Below are 15,066 nucleotides of genomic sequence, written 5' to 3'. Positions count from 1 at the left end.
TAGAATTTCAAAAAGGATTAAAAAATGGCTTATGAAATGATAAAACCTTTACTTTTTAAGTTAAACCCTGAGCATGCACATGCTTTGGTTGAATATAGCTTAAGGGCTTTAAGTGCTAGTTTTCCAGGAGCTTTAAGTTTTTTAGCACACAAATATATAGTTGATGATGAGAGTTTAAGGCAAAATTTACTTGGACTTGATTTTAATAATCCTGTAGGTTTAGCAGGAGGCTTTGATAAAAATGCCACTATGATAAGACCTTTGAGTGCTTTAGGATTTGGCTTTTTGGAAGTGGGAACTTTTACTCCAAAACCTCAAGAAGGCAATGAAAAGCCACGCCTATTTAGACTTGTAAAACAAGAAAGTATACAAAATGCTATGGGTTTTAACAACGAAGGTGCTGAAAAGATTGCTTTAAGACTCGCAAAAACTTATCCTTTTGTTTTGCCTTTAGGGGTAAATATAGGGAAAAATAAAATTACTCCAAATGACAAAGCCTTGGAGGATTATTTCACTTTGTTTAGAGATTTTAAGGATTTGTGTGATTATTTTATCGTCAATATCTCATCTCCTAATACTAAAAATTTAAGAGAGTTGCAAAATGATGATTTTTTAAATACCTTGCTTGAAGAAGCCAAAAAAATCACTTCTAAGCCTATTTTGATAAAAATTGCTCCTGATATGAAAATAGATGATGCTTTAAATTTATGTGAAAATGCTATTAAAAAAGGTGCAGATGGGTTTATGTTAGCCAATACTAGTGTTGATTATAGCTTGCTAGATAATAATCGTACTTTTGGTGGTATTAGCGGAAGGCTGATTACGGAAAAAAGTGGTATTTTTTTCAAAGAAGTAGCTAAGATTCTTTTTGGTAAAACCTTGCTTATTGCAAGTGGAGGGATTGATAGTGCTGATATTGCTTATGAGCGTATTAAAAATGGGGCTAATTTGGTGCAAGTTTATACAGCTTTGATTTTTAAAGGCCCTTCTTTGGTAAAAAATATCAATCAAAATCTTATAGAGCTTTTAAGAAAAGATGGTTTTTTACACATTAGCGAAGCTGTTGGGGTAAATTTAAAATGATTGCTTATGAAAAAATTCAATTAAAAAACAAGCTTGAAATTTATGCTTTGCCTGTAAATAAAAATAGCGATGTGATTAGCGTTGATATTTTTTATAAAGTGGGTTCAAGAAATGAGATCATGGGAAAAAGTGGCATAGCTCATATGCTAGAACATTTAAATTTTAAAAGTACTAAAAATTTAAAAGCTGGCGAATTTGATGAGATTGTTAAGGGTTTTGGTGGTGTGGATAATGCAAGCACAGGTTTTGACTATACTCATTATTATATTAAATGTGCGAAGAAAAATTTAGATAAAGCTTTGGAACTTTTTGCAGAACTTATGGCGAATTTAAATTTAAAAGATGAAGAATTTCAGCCTGAAAGAGCAGTGGTTTTAGAAGAGCGTAGATGGAGAACAGATAATAATCCTTTGGGATATCTTTATTTTAGACTTTTCAATCACGCATTTATGTATCATCCTTATCATTGGACTCCTATAGGTTTTTTTAAGGATATAGAAAATTGGAGCATTGAAGATATTAAAGAATTTCATAGTATTTATTATCAACCTAAAAATGCGATTTTACTTGTAAGTGGCGATATAGAAAGTAAAGAAGTTTTTGAGCTTTCAAAAAAACATTTTGAAAAGATTAAAAATACTAAGACTATACCTAAAATTCACACAAAAGAGCCTAAGCAAGATGGAGCAAAAAGAATATATTTGCATAAAAACTCAGATACTGAACTATTAGCCCTTGCTTATAAAATTCCAAATTTCAAGCACAAAGATATACCTGCTTTAAATGCTTTATCCGAGCTTTTAGGAAGTGGGAAAAGTTCTTTAATGAGTGAAATTTTGATTGATAAATTAAATTTAATCAATGATTATTATGCTTATGTTAATGATTGTATAGATGAAAATTTATTTATTTTTATTTGTAATTGTAATCCCAATGTTAATGCAGAAAAAGTAGAAAAAGAGCTTTTAAAAATCATTGATAAACTTAAAATGGGTAAAATTTCTCAAAAAGATTTGCAAAGAGTGAAAAATAATGTCAAAAGTGATTTTATTTTCTCGCTTAACAATGCTAGCGCAGTGGCAAATATTTATGGTTCATATCTAGCAAGAGGAGATATCAATCCTTTGTTAAATTATGAGAAAGATATACAAAATTTGGAATTAAAAGATTTGATTTCTTGTGCTAAAAAATATTTTATTCAAGAAAATTCAACTACGGTAATTCTAAGAAAGGATTCAAATGGATAAAAATATTATTATTGGGGCGATGACTGCTCTTATTACACCGTTTAAAAATGGAAAAGTTGATGAGCAAAGCTATGCAAGATTGATTAAAAGACAAATAGAAAATGGCATCGATGCAGTAGTTCCAGTAGGAACAACAGGAGAAAGTGCAACTTTAACCCATGAAGAACATAGAACTTGTATAGAAATAGCCGTTGAGACTTGCAAAGGAACTAAGGTTAAGGTTTTAGCAGGTGCGGGAAGTAATGCAACTCATGAGGCAGTAGGTTTGGCTAAATTTGCTAAAGAACATGGTGCCGATGGGATTTTAAGTGTGGCACCGTATTATAATAAACCTACACAACAAGGACTTTATGAGCATTATAAGGCTATTGCGCAAAGTGTAAATATTCCTGTGCTTTTATATAATGTTCCAGGAAGAACAGGTTGCGAAATTTCAACAGATACTATTATCAAGCTTTTTAGAGATTGTGAAAATATTTATGGAGTAAAAGAAGCGAGTGGAAATATCGATAAGTGTGTGGATTTGCTTGCGCACGAACCTAGAATGATGCTTATTTCGGGAGAAGATGCGATCAATTATCCTATACTTTCAAATGGTGGAAAGGGAGTGATTTCAGTAACTTCAAATTTATTACCCGATATGATTAGCGCTTTAACTCATTTTGCTTTAGATGAAAATTATAAAGAAGCTAAAAAAATCAATGATGAGCTTTATAATATCAATAAAATTTTATTTTGCGAAAGTAATCCTATTCCTATTAAAACGGCTATGTATATAGCTGGATTGATAGAAAGTTTGGAGTTTAGACTTCCTCTTTGTTCTCCAAGTAAGGAAAATTTTGCTAAAATTGAAGAAGTGATGAAAAAATATAAGATCAAAGGATTTTAATGAATACAGAATTTCAAGGAAAAACTTTAGTAATCAGCGGTGGAACTCGTGGGATAGGTAAGGCTATAGTTTATGAATTTGCTAAAGTGGGTGCAAATATAGCTTTTACTTATAATTCTAATGCACAAATTGCTGACGAAATGGTACAAGATTTGGAGAAAAATTATAAAATCAAAGCTAGAGCTTATGAATTTAATATTTTAGAACCTGAAACTTATAAAGAACTTTTTGAAAAAATTGATGCGGATTTTGATAGAGTGGATTATTTCATCTCAAATGCTATCATTTCAGGACGTGCGGTTGTAGGTGGTTATACTAAATTTATGAAATTAAAACCAAAAGGAATTAATAACATCTTTACAGCCACAGTTAATGCTTTTGTTGTGGGCGCACAAGAAGCAGCTAAAAGAATGGAAAAAGTAGGGGGTGGAAGCATTATTTCTATCTCATCTACAGGAAATTTAGTGTATATAGAAAATTATTCAGGTCATGGCACAGCAAAAGCTGCCGTAGAAGCTATGGCAAGATATGCGGCTACTGAACTTGGAGAAAAAAATATCCGTGTAAATGTCGTAAGTGGTGGGCCTATTGAAACTGATGCTTTAAGAGCTTTTACAAATTATGAAGAAGTAAAACAGGCTACTATAAATTTAAGCCCTTTAAATCGCATGGGGCAGCCTGAAGATTTGGCTGGAGCATGTCTTTTTCTTTGTTCAAGTAAGGCAAGTTGGGTAACAGGACATACTTTCATCGTTGATGGTGGTACAACTTTTAAATAAAAATTAAGAAAAATCAATGGATTTTTCTTAAAAATATTTTTCAATCAAGTTTTAATTTCCATCCTAAAAAAACACTTAATAATGCAAGTAAAAAAATAAAATTTAAAGTCCAATTGCCAAAACCTACAAAACCTATAGATAATACGCTGTAAAAAAATCCTCCCACAGCTGAATAAATACAAATCGTACTTAAAGATCCATTTTCTGCCATTTTTTTACATGGGCAGATTTTATAAAATTTTTTATCGTTAAATTGATTTTTCTTTTTATTTCCCAAAAATAAACCAAAAAGGGCAAAAAGATTTAAAAAAATAAAAGCATATAATAAAATTTGATCTAATTCCATTTTAATATACCTTAAAAGTATCTAAGCCAAGAGGGTAGATGGACTTGCTCTTCTTTTAAAGTAGTCTCTTGTCCATGTCCTGGTAAAAGTTTAAAATCTTCTTTGTAAGTCATAACTTTTTCTAAGCTTTGTTTCATTAAATTTGCATCTGAATAAGGAAAATCCCATCTTCCTATGCTTCTATAAAATAAAAAATCTCCACTAAACATGATATTTTTACCTACAATTTCTATCATAGTGCAACCTGGTGTGTGTCCTGGTAAAAAGTGAAATTTAAAATCAACTCCGCAAATATTTAAAATATCTTCATTATCTACTAAAAAATCCGCATCGCTAGAATCATAGCCTTGATTGAAATCATCATGTAGCATAAAAGCATCATTTTTGTGAATATAAATGGGGATGTTGTATTCTTTTTTAACCTTGGCATTATCCCAAATATGATCATAATGCCCGTGAGTATTTAAAATCGCCAAAGGTTTTTTTACATGTTTTTTGATAAATAAAAGTGCATCAGTTCCTGGATCAATGATAAATTCACCCTTTGGGGTAAATAAAATATAGCAATTAGTTTCATAAACTCCACAAGCTTGTTTGATAATTTGCATTTTTTACCTCTTTAATAAAAAATTTGCCTTAAATAAATATAATTATACATTAAATTTTTAAAAGGCAAGCTTTATGGATTGGCAAAAGATTACGGAAAAAATGTGTGATTTTATACAAGAAAAAGTGAAAAATTCTCAAAGTCAAGGTGTGGTTTTGGGGCTTAGTGGCGGGATTGATTCTGCTTTGGTAGCAACGCTTTGTAAAAGAGCTTTAAAAGAGAATGTTTTTGCTCTTTTAATGCCAACTCAAATTTCAAACAAAGCCAATCTTGAAGATGCTTTAAGGCTTTGTGCGGATTTAAATCTTGAATATAAAATCATAGAAATTCAAAGCATTTTAGATGCTTTTATAAAGCAAAGTGAAAATACCACTCTAGTATCTTTGGGAAATTTTGCAGCTCGTATTAGAATGAGTTTGCTTTATGATTATTCTGTTTTGAAAAATTCTTTAGTTATAGGCACTTCTAATAAAAGCGAATTACTTTTGGGTTATGGTACGATTTATGGAGATTTAGCTTGTGCTTTTAATCCTATAGGATCGCTTTATAAAAGTGAAATTTATGCCTTAGCAAAATACCTTAACTTGCATGAAAATTTTATCAAAAAAGCTCCAAGTGCGGATCTTTGGGAAAATCAAAGCGATGAGGCGGATTTGGGTTTTTCTTATGCAAAAATCGATGAAGGTCTAAAAGCCTTAGAAACTAATGATGAAAAACTTTTAAGAACGCTTGATCCTTCTTTGATTGCTATGCTAAAAAATCGCATGCAAAAAAATGCTTTTAAGGGAAAAATGCCTGAAATTTTGGAAATTTAAACAATGAGTGAAGAAAAAAATTATGAACTTTGGCTTGATAATTATTTTTTTAAGCCCAATTTTTGGCAAAAATGCCTTACTTTTGTACTTTTTCCCTTAAGTGTGCTTTATGCTTTTTTTGCGATTTTAAATACTTTTTTTCGTAAAAAAATAGTTTTTAAAAAACCTGTTATTAGTGTAGGTAATTTAAGTTTTGGAGGTAATGGAAAAACCCCGCTTTGCAAAGCTATAGCAAGGGAATTTGATGGCGTTTTTATAGTGCTTAGGGGCTATAAAAGAAAATCTAAAGGTTTGTTTGTTGTTAAAAATCAAAATGAAATTTTATGCACCTTAGCACAAAGTGGCGATGAAGCTATGGAGTATGCTTTTGAAGAAAATATCAAAGGCGTGATTGTGAGTGAAGATAGAGTAAAAGGTATTGAAAAAGCTTTTGAGTTGGGAGCTAAAATCGTTATACTTGATGATGCTTTTTCTAAATTTCATATTAAAAAATTTGATATTTTACTTGAAAGTAAAATCAAACCTTATTTTAATTTTACTTTGCCAAGTGGAGCTTATCGTTTGCCGAAAATTTATGAAAAAAGGGCTGATTTTATTGCATTAGAAGGCAGGGATTTTGTGCGTTATTCTTTTGTAAAAGAAAATCCAAAGGCTGTTTTGGTAACTGCTATTGCTAAACCTTTTAGATTGTATGAGCATTTTATCAAAGCAAGGGCTTGTTATTTTTTTAAAGATCATTATGAGTTTAAAAAAGAAGAATTAGAAAATTTGCTAAAAAAACATAATTGCGATACACTAATGCTTACTTTTAAGGATTTTGTTAAAGTTAAAGATTTTGGTTTTAAATGTCAAATTATAGAATTAAATATAGAATTAAAAGATTCATTAAGAGAAAAAATAAAAACTTATATCAAGGAGTTTGAACAGTGAAATTGGTCGAGAGTAGAAATGTAAATAATGTGTCAAGTTTTAAGGAAGCTTTGATTAACCCAAACGCTCCAGAAGGAGGGCTTTACTCACCTTTAAATTTGCCTATTTTTGAAGGAGAAAAATATGCCAATTTGTCTTATAAAGATTTTGCTTTAAAGCTTATAGAAAGTTTTGGTTTTGGCGAAGAAGAACTTTTTAAAAAGGCTTTGAAAAGTTACGAAAGCTTTGATGATAAAAATACACCTATTTCTTTGCAAAAAATCTCTGAAAAAACCTATATTAACGAGCTTTGGCATGGGCCTACAAGAGCTTTTAAAGATATGGCTTTACAGCCTTTTGGCGTGCTTTTAAGCGAATTTTCAAAGGATAAAAATATTTTAATTATCTGTGCTACAAGCGGCGATACAGGGCCTGCAACCCTAAAAAGTTTTGAAAATGCAAAAAATGTTAAAGTAGCTTGTATGTATCCAAAAGGTGGCACAAGTGGAGTTCAAGAGTTGCAAATGCGAGCTTTAGATAAGGATAACTTGAAAGTTTTTGCCATAGATGAGGATTTTGATGCAGCGCAACGCACTTTAAAAGAATTGCTTTTTTCAAAAGATTTTCAAAATGAAATTAAAGCTTTAAATTATGAGCTTTGCGCAGCTAATTCTGTAAATTTTGGGCGTATTTTATTTCAGATTATTTATCATTATTATGCGAGTTTAAAACTTTTTAATGAGTTTTTAGAAGAAGTACAAATCATCGTTCCAAGTGGAAATTTTGGCAATGCTTTAGGAGCTTTTTATGCTAAAAAAATGGGAGCTAAAATTTCAAAAATCAAAATCGCTTCAAACGCAAATAATATTTTGAGTGAATTTTTTAATCAAGGCGTTTATGATTTGCGTGAAAAAAGTCTTAAGAAGACTATTTCTCCAGCTATGGATATACTTATTTCATCTAATATCGAAAGACTTTTGTTTGCGAAATTTAAAGATAAAAGAACTAAAGAACTGATGAATTTGTTAAAAAATGAAAGATATTTTAAACTTGAAAAAGAAGAATTACAAAGTTTGCAAGAAGATTTTGAGGCGGATTTTTGCACCGATGAAGAATGTATGCAATTTATCAAACAAAGCAAGATTTTAATCGATCCGCATACCGCAACTTGTTTTAAAATGCTTGATCCTTTAAAACCTAGCATTATCACTTCTACAGCAGAATGGACAAAATTTACTCCAAGTATGATAAAAGCTTTATATGATAGGGATTCTAAGAATGAAAAAGAAGATTTAAAATTTATAGCTAAAGAGTTTAATGTCCAAGTTAAAGATGAAATTTTGGCTTTATTTGATTTGAAAAATAGTGATGAAAAGGTATTTGAAGCCAGAAATATAAAAAAAGAAATTTTAGATTGGATGCAAAAATGATTATTATTCCTGCAAGATTAAAATCAAGTCGTTTTCATGAGAAAATTTTATGTGATATAGGTGGAGTGCCTATGTTTGTGGCTACTGCAAGAAGAGTAAGTAGCGTGGATGAAGTTTGTATAGCTTTAGACGATGAAAAGGTTTTAAGTATCGCTAAAGAATATGGTCTAAATGCGGTTTTAACAAGCAAAGATCATGAAAGCGGTACGGATAGGATTAATGAAGCTTGTAAGAAACTAGCTTTAAAAGATGATGAGATTATTATCAATGTCCAAGCTGATGAGCCTTTTATAGAATGTGAAAATTTATTAAAATTTAAAGAATTTGCAAGTTCTTGCTTGGATAAAAAAGCTTTTATGGCGAGTTGTTATAAAAAAATCACTCAAGAAGAAGCTATGGATCCTAATCTGGTTAAAGTGCTTTGCGATAAAGAAGGGTATGCTTTGTATTTTTCAAGAGCTAAAATCCCTTATGAAAGAGAAAATTACGAGGAAAGTTTTAAAGGGCATTTAGGCATTTACGCTTATAGTGTAAAAGCATTAAGGGAGTTTTGTTCTTTATCAAGTTCTGCGCTTGAAAGAGCGGAAAAGTTAGAGCAATTAAGAGCTATAGAAAATGGTAAAAAAATCAAAATGCTTGAAATTTCAACAACAAGCATGGGGATTGATACTAAAGAAGACTATGAAAGGGCTTTAAAAATTTATTTAGAAAAATAACTCCACCCCAAAACGGAACAGATCTTGCTTATATTATTTTAATATATTTAGGTTGAAGGCAGAAAAATCTAAATCAAGGAATTAATATGAGTATCTTTAGTATCAATGATAACTCAAACTATAATTCTATACTTTCACAAGCAAAAGCTAATAAAGAAAGTAAAGAAAATTCTAAAATAAGTTTTGCTAATGCTTTTTTAAAACAAAATGCTAGTAAATTAAATGAAATTCAAAATGCAAATTCACAAACTCTAGCAAGAAGTGAAGTATTAAATTCTACTAATACAACAAATACTAGCAATAATACTAATTTTAGTATAAGTAGTAAGACAAGTTCTCCTAATTATGATATATCAAGTGAATTTAAAAACTCTATTTATACTCTAAAATATAAACAAGCAGATACAAGCAATATTGTATCTTTAGCTTATGGTTATGGAGTAGATGCTAATGGTTATATGGGAAGTGATTTTAACAAAGCCGCAGGATTACCTGAAGATTTTAAGATACATAAATCTACTTTGGATGAGATTAAAAAAGCTGCCGAAAATGATCCTGTTGCTTCAAGTATAAAAGAATACTTAGGCGTAAGCGAGTATTATACTAATATCGATATGGCTGAAACCATAAAACAATATTATAATCTTTTTTCTAATGCTTTAGGTCAAAGTTTTCCAAATGATAAAACAAGTTTTAGTGAAGCAGATATAAATTCTATGCCTAGTGGATATGCTATTGATGGATTTTATAATGGATATGGAGCTTTCAAACATCCAGATGCAATAAGAAATGATGATATTGCTATTAAGAGTATAGCTGACTATTCTAATGTTTTAATTTCAAATATTTATAGAAGTCAAGAGCAACTTAACGAAGCAAATAGTATTTACTCTGATTCTGCGGGATTAATAAGTGGAATTAAACCTGAGACTTTAGGTTTATCCTTAGAAGAAATCAAAAATGTTTCTAAAGGTGAAGATTGGCAGTTTAATCCTGATATGTCAGTTTATCCACAAAATGAAGATGGAAGTTATTCTAAAGAAGCTTTGTTTATGAGCTTAATAAAATCTCAAGAAGGGCGTATTTTATATAGTCCAAAAACCACACTTAATCCAACAATAGAAGCTTATAATAGGGCTATGGCTAAAGAGAGTTTTAGTGGTCCAGCCATACACTTAGATAGTATTATGACAGGTAAAAGTGACTTTAAAAGCTTTTTTAGATACTGGGCAGAGCGTGGCATAGCAGAAGGTGATTTATATATGTATGAAAATAACATTCCTAAAGAATCTGCTATGGGTAATTGGGCTTTAGACGCTGAAATTAAACAAGCTCTTGCTAATGGCTGGAAAGCAAAACCTAGCACCATTAATTCCTACGCTGATTCTATAATGGATAGACTTAATAATCTTTTGGGACAAACTAGGGTTTAGAAGTTTTAATTTTTTAAGTTTGAAGCAAATTGCTAATAACAAAATAAGATAAAATTAGTATAATTTTTTTACAAAAAATTTTGAAAGGAAATTATGAAAAAAATTATTTTGATTTTTATCTCTTTTTTTGCTTTAAATTTGAGTGCAAAAGATTTGGTTGTAGGAATGGAGCTTGGATATCCGCCTTTTGAAATGAGCGATAAAACAGGCAAAGCAAGTGGAATTAGTGTGGATTTTTTAGAAGCTTTTGCAAAGAAAAACGGCTATAAACTTGTAGTAAAAAATATCGCTTGGGATGGTTTGATACCTGCTTTAAAAACAGCCAAGATAGATCTTATCATGTCTTCTATGACAATTACCGATGAGAGAAAGAAAGTGGTGGATTTTAGCATTCCTTATGCTAAGGCAAATTTGGCTATTTTAACTCCTTTAAACTCTGATATTACAAATATCAAAGATTTAGATAAAAAGGGTAAAATTTTGGCTTTAAAGCGTGGTTCTACAGGGCATTTATATGCGGTTAAAAATTTAAAAAATGCAACTATTAATTTATTTGATAAAGAAAATGCTGCTATTTTGGAAGTGATTCAAGGCAAGGCTGATGGATTTTTTTATGATCAACTTACGATTTATCGCACTTGGCAAAAACATCAAGATACAACTAGAGCCATTTTGACACCTTTTCAAGAAAATCCTGAGTTTTGGGGTATAGCAGTGCAAAAAGGTAATGCAGAACTTAAAAAAGAGCTTGATGAATTTATTGCAGAAAGCAAAAAAGATGGGCTTTTTGATTCTTTAGGAGAAAAATATCTTAAAGATGTTAAAGATACTTTTAAAAAGAATAATTTAGAATTCTTTTTCTAAGAAGGATTTTCCTTCTTAGGTTACAAAGCTTTCCACAAGCCTTTGCACTAGCAAATTCCATCCATCCACTAATACAAAAATTAAGAGTTTAAAAGGTAAAGAGATCATAGTAGGAGGTAGCATCATCATACCCATAGCCATTAAAACTGAGCTTACAACCATATCTATGACTAAAAAGGGTAGGTAGATTAAAAACCCTATTTCAAAAGCAGTTTTAAGCTCTGAAATCATAAAAGCAGGAACTAAAACCGTAAGGGGAACATCATCTATGGTTTTGGGATTGGGTAGATTGCGTATGCGATAAAAAAGGGCTAAATCTTTTTCTCGAGTATTTTTAAGCATAAAATCTTTAAAAGGCTTTGCTCCTTTTATAAAAGCCTCTTCATAGCCTATTTTTTCTGCTAAATAAGGTTTTATACCTTCATTATAGGATTTTGTAGCTACAGGTTCCATGATAAAAAAAGTTAAAATTAAAGCCAAGGTTACTAAAATGGTATTAGGTGGCATACTTTGCGTCCCCATAGCTTGTCGCAAAAATGAAAATACCACAATAAGACGCAAGAAAGAAGTCATAACAAAAACTATACTTGGAGCGAGCGCAAGTATGGTTAAAACAATCACTATATTTAAAGTAGTAACAAGCTGATTAGGTGTATTGGGTGCACTTAAGCTTAAATTTACTGTAGGGATAGTTGCTTCAGCAGCAAATAAGCTCATGCTTAAAAGTAAAAATAATAATATTTTTTTCAAAATTTAAAAACCTTTTTTTGTTTTTTACTAAAGAAATTTAAATTTTATCTTTTGATGACTAAAAACTAGTTTAAGGGTATTAGGATTTTAACTTTAAACTGCTAAAATAGTCTTTTAGACTTCTTAATGACAAAGGTAAAAAATGAAAACTTCTATTTTGATTTTAGCGGCAGGATTAGGCACTAGAATGAAATCACAAAAGCCAAAGGTTTTGCAAGAGCTTTGTCAAAAAAGTATGATTTTACACATTTTAAAAAAGGCTTTTGCTTTAAGTGATGATGTAAGTGTAGTTTTATCGCATCAAAAAGAACGCGTTGAAAAAGAAATTTTAGAATATTTTCCAAAAACACAAATTTTAGAGCAAGACTTGCAAAATTATCCAGGAACTGCGGGAGCTTTAAGGGGGTTTGAGCCTAAAAATGAAAGAGTGTTGATTCTTTGTGGTGATATGCCTTTGGTTGAGCAAACAAGTTTGGAAGCTTTGTTGAGTAATAATGCAAAATTAAATCTAGCAGTTTTTAAAGCAAGAGATCCTAAAAGTTATGGTAGGGTGGTGATAAAAAACGATAGCGTTGAAAAAATTGTCGAATTTAAAGATGCAAATACACAAGAAAAAGAGATAAATACTTGCAATGCTGGGGTTTATGTGATTGACTCGAGGCTTTTAAAAGAGCTTTTACCTTTGATTGATAACAATAATGCGGCAAAAGAGTATTATTTAACCGACATTGTAAAACTAGCAAAAGAAAAAGATGTGATGATTAAAGCGGTTTTTGTAGATGAAGATGAATTTATGGGGATTAATGATAAATTTGAACTCAGTATAGCTGAAAATTTCATGCAAGAAAAAATTAAAAAATACTGGATGCAACAGGGTGTGATTTTTCATTTACCGCAAAGCACTTTTATAGGTACAGATGTTGAATTTATGGGTGAATGCGAAGTATATGAAAATGTAAGGATAGAGGGTAAAAGTAAGATTATAAACTCTATCATTAAAAGTTCAAGCGTGATAGAAAATTCCATTGTAGAAAATAGCGATGTGGGGCCTTTGGCACATTTGCGTCCAAATTGTGAGTTAAAAAACACTCATATAGGAAATTTTGTAGAATGCAAAAATGCAAAGTTAAATACCGTAAAAGCAGGGCATTTGAGCTATTTGGGAGATTGTGAGATAGATAGTGGAACCAATATAGGCTGTGGGACTATTACATGTAATTATGATGGGGTAAAAAAGCATAAAACCATCATAGGAAAAAATGTTTTTGTAGGTTCTGATACGCAATTTATCGCACCTGTAAAAATCGAAGATGAAGTAATCATAGCAGCAGGAAGCACAGTAAGTGTCAATGTAGAAAAAGGTGCTTTGTTTATCAATAGAGCAGAGCATAAAATGATAAAAGATTATTATTACAAGAAATTTCAAAAATGAAAACCATACTTTTAGCCATTAGCGGTAGCATAGCTTTTTATAAATCTTACGAGCTTATTTCTTTGTTTAAAAAAGAAGACTTTAGGGTGAAAGTTTTGCTTTCTAATGGTTTGTTAAAATTTGCTAGCAAAATGAGTTTTGAAGCCTTGGTTGATGAAGTTTTATGCGAGGAAAATGAAAGTTGGCAAAATTCAAACAATCACATAGCTTTTAGTAAGGATGTAGATCTTGTTTTATTTGCTCCTGCAAGTGTTAATTCTATCAATAAACTTGCTTTTGGTATAGCGGATAATCTTTTTATCCAAACCTTAATCGCAGCAAATAAACCTCTTATCATAGCTCCTGCGGCAAATACAAATATGTTTCATCATTTTAGCACACAAAATTCTTTAAAGATACTTAAAGAAAATAAAGCTTTGATTATAGAGCCTATTTGTAAAGTTTTAGCTTGTAAAGATGAAGGCGTAGGAGCCTTAGCTGAAGTTAAGGATATTTTTAATATCACCAAAAGAGAACTTTTAAAAGAAAAGTTTTGGTGCGATAAAAGCGTAGTTATCACAGGTGGTGGCACAAGGGAAAGAATCGATGATGTGCGTTGTGTGAGTAATTTTTCAAGTGGAAAAATGGCAAAGGCCATAGCTGATGCTTTTTATTTTTTAGGAGCTAGGGTAAAACTTTTAAGCTCTGTGGAATTTGATACGCCTTATGAGCTTTGCAAATTTGAAAGTTCTAAGGATCTAAAGGAGCTTTTGGATAAAAATTTAAATCATGATTTTTTGATTATGACGGCTGCAGTGAGTGATTTTATCCCTCAAAGTGTAAAAGGAAAAATTAAAAAAAATGAGCATTTGCAGGGTTTAAATTTACATCTATCTTTAAATGAAGATTTGCTTAAAACTTGTAAATTTCAAGGCAAAAAGATAGGTTTTAAGATGGAATTTGATTCTCAAAATGCCTTAGAAAATGCGAAAAAATCTCTAAAAGATAAACAACTTGATATGGTTTGTCTTAATATCATTGATCAAAAAAATTATTTTGGAAGTGATCAAAATGAACTTTATTTTATCACTTTAAACAATGAAAATAAAAGCACTTTGCAAAGCAAAGAAAAATTGGCATTTGAATTAGTGAAATGGTGTGAAAAATTATGAGTATGATTAATTCTACCTTGCCTATACAAATGAAAGTTTTGGCTAAATCAGGCTATGGACATTATACGCTTTTGTTAAATCACAAAAAGATTCAAACTAAAAGCATGATAGAGCTTGAAATTGGCGCTGAATATTTAGCTGAACTTTATATGCAAAATGGTGGAGTTATACAATTTAAACATCTTTCAAAGCGTCCTAATTTTAAACCTTTTGAAGAGGGATTGGCTTTGATAATCGCTATTTTAGAGGATAAAATTTCTTATAAAAAATTCATCATACAAAATCTTTTAGATTGTAAAGATATAGAGCGTTATCAGATATTAAAAGAAATGCTTTTTGCAAGTTTTGAAAATATTTATCATATTCCTTTTATTTTTGAAAATAAATCTTGCTTGTTTCAAATGCGTAAAAGAGCAAAATATTTAGAAATTTACTTATATTTTAGTGTTTTTGGAGCTTTGAAAATTTTAATAGACTCGCAAGGCATTAGTGTTTTTACACCTTTTGCTAAGGTGCAAAAATTTTTAAATGAACATTTAGATTTTAATGTATCGCAAGAAAACAAGATTGAACCTTTGTTTGTTTTTAAAAGGCTTTTTGATTTTAAAGGATGAA

Annotated in this window: 16 protein-coding genes; 13 read left to right on the top strand and 3 right to left on the bottom strand. The window is 30.5% G+C overall.

The features are described 5' to 3' along the window. The first annotated feature begins 24 nt into the window (after positions 1-24). The 4 genes from ELQ04_RS03760 to ELQ04_RS03745 are packed head-to-tail and all read left to right on the top strand — an operon-like array spanning position 25 to position 3,998. Positions 25-1,083: a quinone-dependent dihydroorotate dehydrogenase gene (locus ELQ04_RS03760; RefSeq protein ID WP_002938091.1), complete on the top strand. Its 1,059-nt coding sequence runs from the start codon at positions 25-27 to the stop codon at positions 1,081-1,083. Beyond that, positions 1,080-2,330, top strand: a complete 1,251-nt coding sequence (locus tag ELQ04_RS03755) for a pitrilysin family protein (protein WP_044778118.1) — start codon at positions 1,080-1,082, stop codon at positions 2,328-2,330. Before ELQ04_RS03760 ends, ELQ04_RS03755 begins: the two co-directional genes overlap by 4 nt. Then, positions 2,323-3,219, top strand: coding sequence for a 4-hydroxy-tetrahydrodipicolinate synthase (gene dapA, locus ELQ04_RS03750; protein ID WP_002938093.1), 897 nt, complete (start codon positions 2,323-2,325; stop codon positions 3,217-3,219). Before ELQ04_RS03755 ends, dapA begins: the two co-directional genes overlap by 8 nt. Then, positions 3,219-3,998, top strand: coding sequence for an enoyl-ACP reductase (locus tag ELQ04_RS03745; protein ID WP_002938094.1), 780 nt, complete (start codon positions 3,219-3,221; stop codon positions 3,996-3,998). Before dapA ends, ELQ04_RS03745 begins: the two co-directional genes overlap by 1 nt. Before the next feature lie 40 nt (positions 3,999-4,038). On the opposite strand, the gene ELQ04_RS03740 is transcribed toward ELQ04_RS03745, so the two are convergent. Next, positions 4,039-4,344 (bottom strand): hypothetical protein, encoded by a 306-nt coding sequence (locus ELQ04_RS03740; RefSeq protein WP_002852583.1) that lies wholly within the window; start codon positions 4,342-4,344, stop codon positions 4,039-4,041. Positions 4,345-4,355: 11 nt separating this feature from the next. Then, positions 4,356-4,952, bottom strand: a complete 597-nt coding sequence (locus ELQ04_RS03735; protein WP_002856956.1) for an MBL fold metallo-hydrolase — start codon at positions 4,950-4,952, stop codon at positions 4,356-4,358. 73 nt (positions 4,953-5,025) lie between these two features. Here ELQ04_RS03735 and ELQ04_RS03730 point away from each other — a divergent pair, with 73 nt between their 5' ends. The 6 genes from ELQ04_RS03730 (at position 5,026) to ELQ04_RS03705 (ending at position 11,118) form a co-directional block, all read left to right on the top strand. Next, complete coding sequence (locus ELQ04_RS03730; protein ID WP_002938095.1) at positions 5,026-5,766, top strand: NAD+ synthase; 741 nt, start codon at positions 5,026-5,028, stop codon at positions 5,764-5,766. A 3-nt stretch (positions 5,767-5,769) separates the two neighbouring features. Further along, positions 5,770-6,696, top strand: coding sequence for a tetraacyldisaccharide 4'-kinase (locus ELQ04_RS03725; protein ID WP_002856993.1), 927 nt, complete (start codon positions 5,770-5,772; stop codon positions 6,694-6,696). Then, positions 6,693-8,105, top strand: coding sequence for a threonine synthase (gene thrC, locus ELQ04_RS03720; RefSeq protein WP_002852451.1), 1,413 nt, complete (start codon positions 6,693-6,695; stop codon positions 8,103-8,105). The genes ELQ04_RS03725 and thrC overlap by 4 nt, the downstream gene beginning before the upstream one ends. Continuing rightward, positions 8,102-8,821 (top strand): 3-deoxy-manno-octulosonate cytidylyltransferase, encoded by a 720-nt coding sequence (gene kdsB, locus ELQ04_RS03715; protein WP_002856736.1) that lies wholly within the window; start codon positions 8,102-8,104, stop codon positions 8,819-8,821. Before thrC ends, kdsB begins: the two co-directional genes overlap by 4 nt. Positions 8,822-8,907: 86 nt before the next feature. Continuing rightward, the gene (locus tag ELQ04_RS03710; RefSeq protein WP_044778117.1) at positions 8,908-10,254 is read left to right on the top strand and encodes a hypothetical protein; all 1,347 of its coding nucleotides are present in this window, start codon (positions 8,908-8,910) and stop codon (positions 10,252-10,254) included. A 93-nt stretch (positions 10,255-10,347) separates the two neighbouring features. Further along, positions 10,348-11,118, top strand: coding sequence for a transporter substrate-binding domain-containing protein (locus tag ELQ04_RS03705; protein WP_002937595.1), 771 nt, complete (start codon positions 10,348-10,350; stop codon positions 11,116-11,118). 15 nt (positions 11,119-11,133) lie between these two features. On the opposite strand, the gene fliP is transcribed toward ELQ04_RS03705, so the two are convergent. Next, positions 11,134-11,868 (bottom strand): flagellar type III secretion system pore protein FliP, encoded by a 735-nt coding sequence (fliP, locus tag ELQ04_RS03700; RefSeq protein WP_002852529.1) that lies wholly within the window; start codon positions 11,866-11,868, stop codon positions 11,134-11,136. A 142-nt stretch (positions 11,869-12,010) separates the two neighbouring features. On the opposite strand from fliP, the gene glmU reads away from it, so the two are divergent. The 3 genes from glmU to ELQ04_RS03685 are packed head-to-tail and all read left to right on the top strand — an operon-like array spanning position 12,011 to position 15,065. Next, positions 12,011-13,300 carry a bifunctional UDP-N-acetylglucosamine diphosphorylase/glucosamine-1-phosphate N-acetyltransferase GlmU gene (gene glmU, locus ELQ04_RS03695; protein ID WP_002866966.1) on the top strand — a complete coding sequence of 430 codons (1,290 nt, stop codon included), beginning with the start codon at positions 12,011-12,013 and terminating at the stop codon, positions 13,298-13,300. Then, positions 13,297-14,451, top strand: coding sequence for a bifunctional phosphopantothenoylcysteine decarboxylase/phosphopantothenate--cysteine ligase CoaBC (gene coaBC, locus ELQ04_RS03690; RefSeq protein WP_002937598.1), 1,155 nt, complete (start codon positions 13,297-13,299; stop codon positions 14,449-14,451). The genes glmU and coaBC overlap by 4 nt, the downstream gene beginning before the upstream one ends. Next, complete coding sequence (locus ELQ04_RS03685) at positions 14,448-15,065, top strand: hypothetical protein (RefSeq protein WP_002877171.1); 618 nt, start codon at positions 14,448-14,450, stop codon at positions 15,063-15,065. Before coaBC ends, ELQ04_RS03685 begins: the two co-directional genes overlap by 4 nt. Position 15,066 lies beyond the last annotated feature (1 nt).

The sequence above is a fragment of the Campylobacter sp. CH278 genome (genome assembly GCF_004378845.1).
GTDB classification, from domain to species: Bacteria; Campylobacterota; Campylobacteria; order Campylobacterales; family Campylobacteraceae; genus Campylobacter_D; species Campylobacter_D jejuni.
This window is presented reverse-complemented; position numbering and strand designations above follow the sequence as displayed.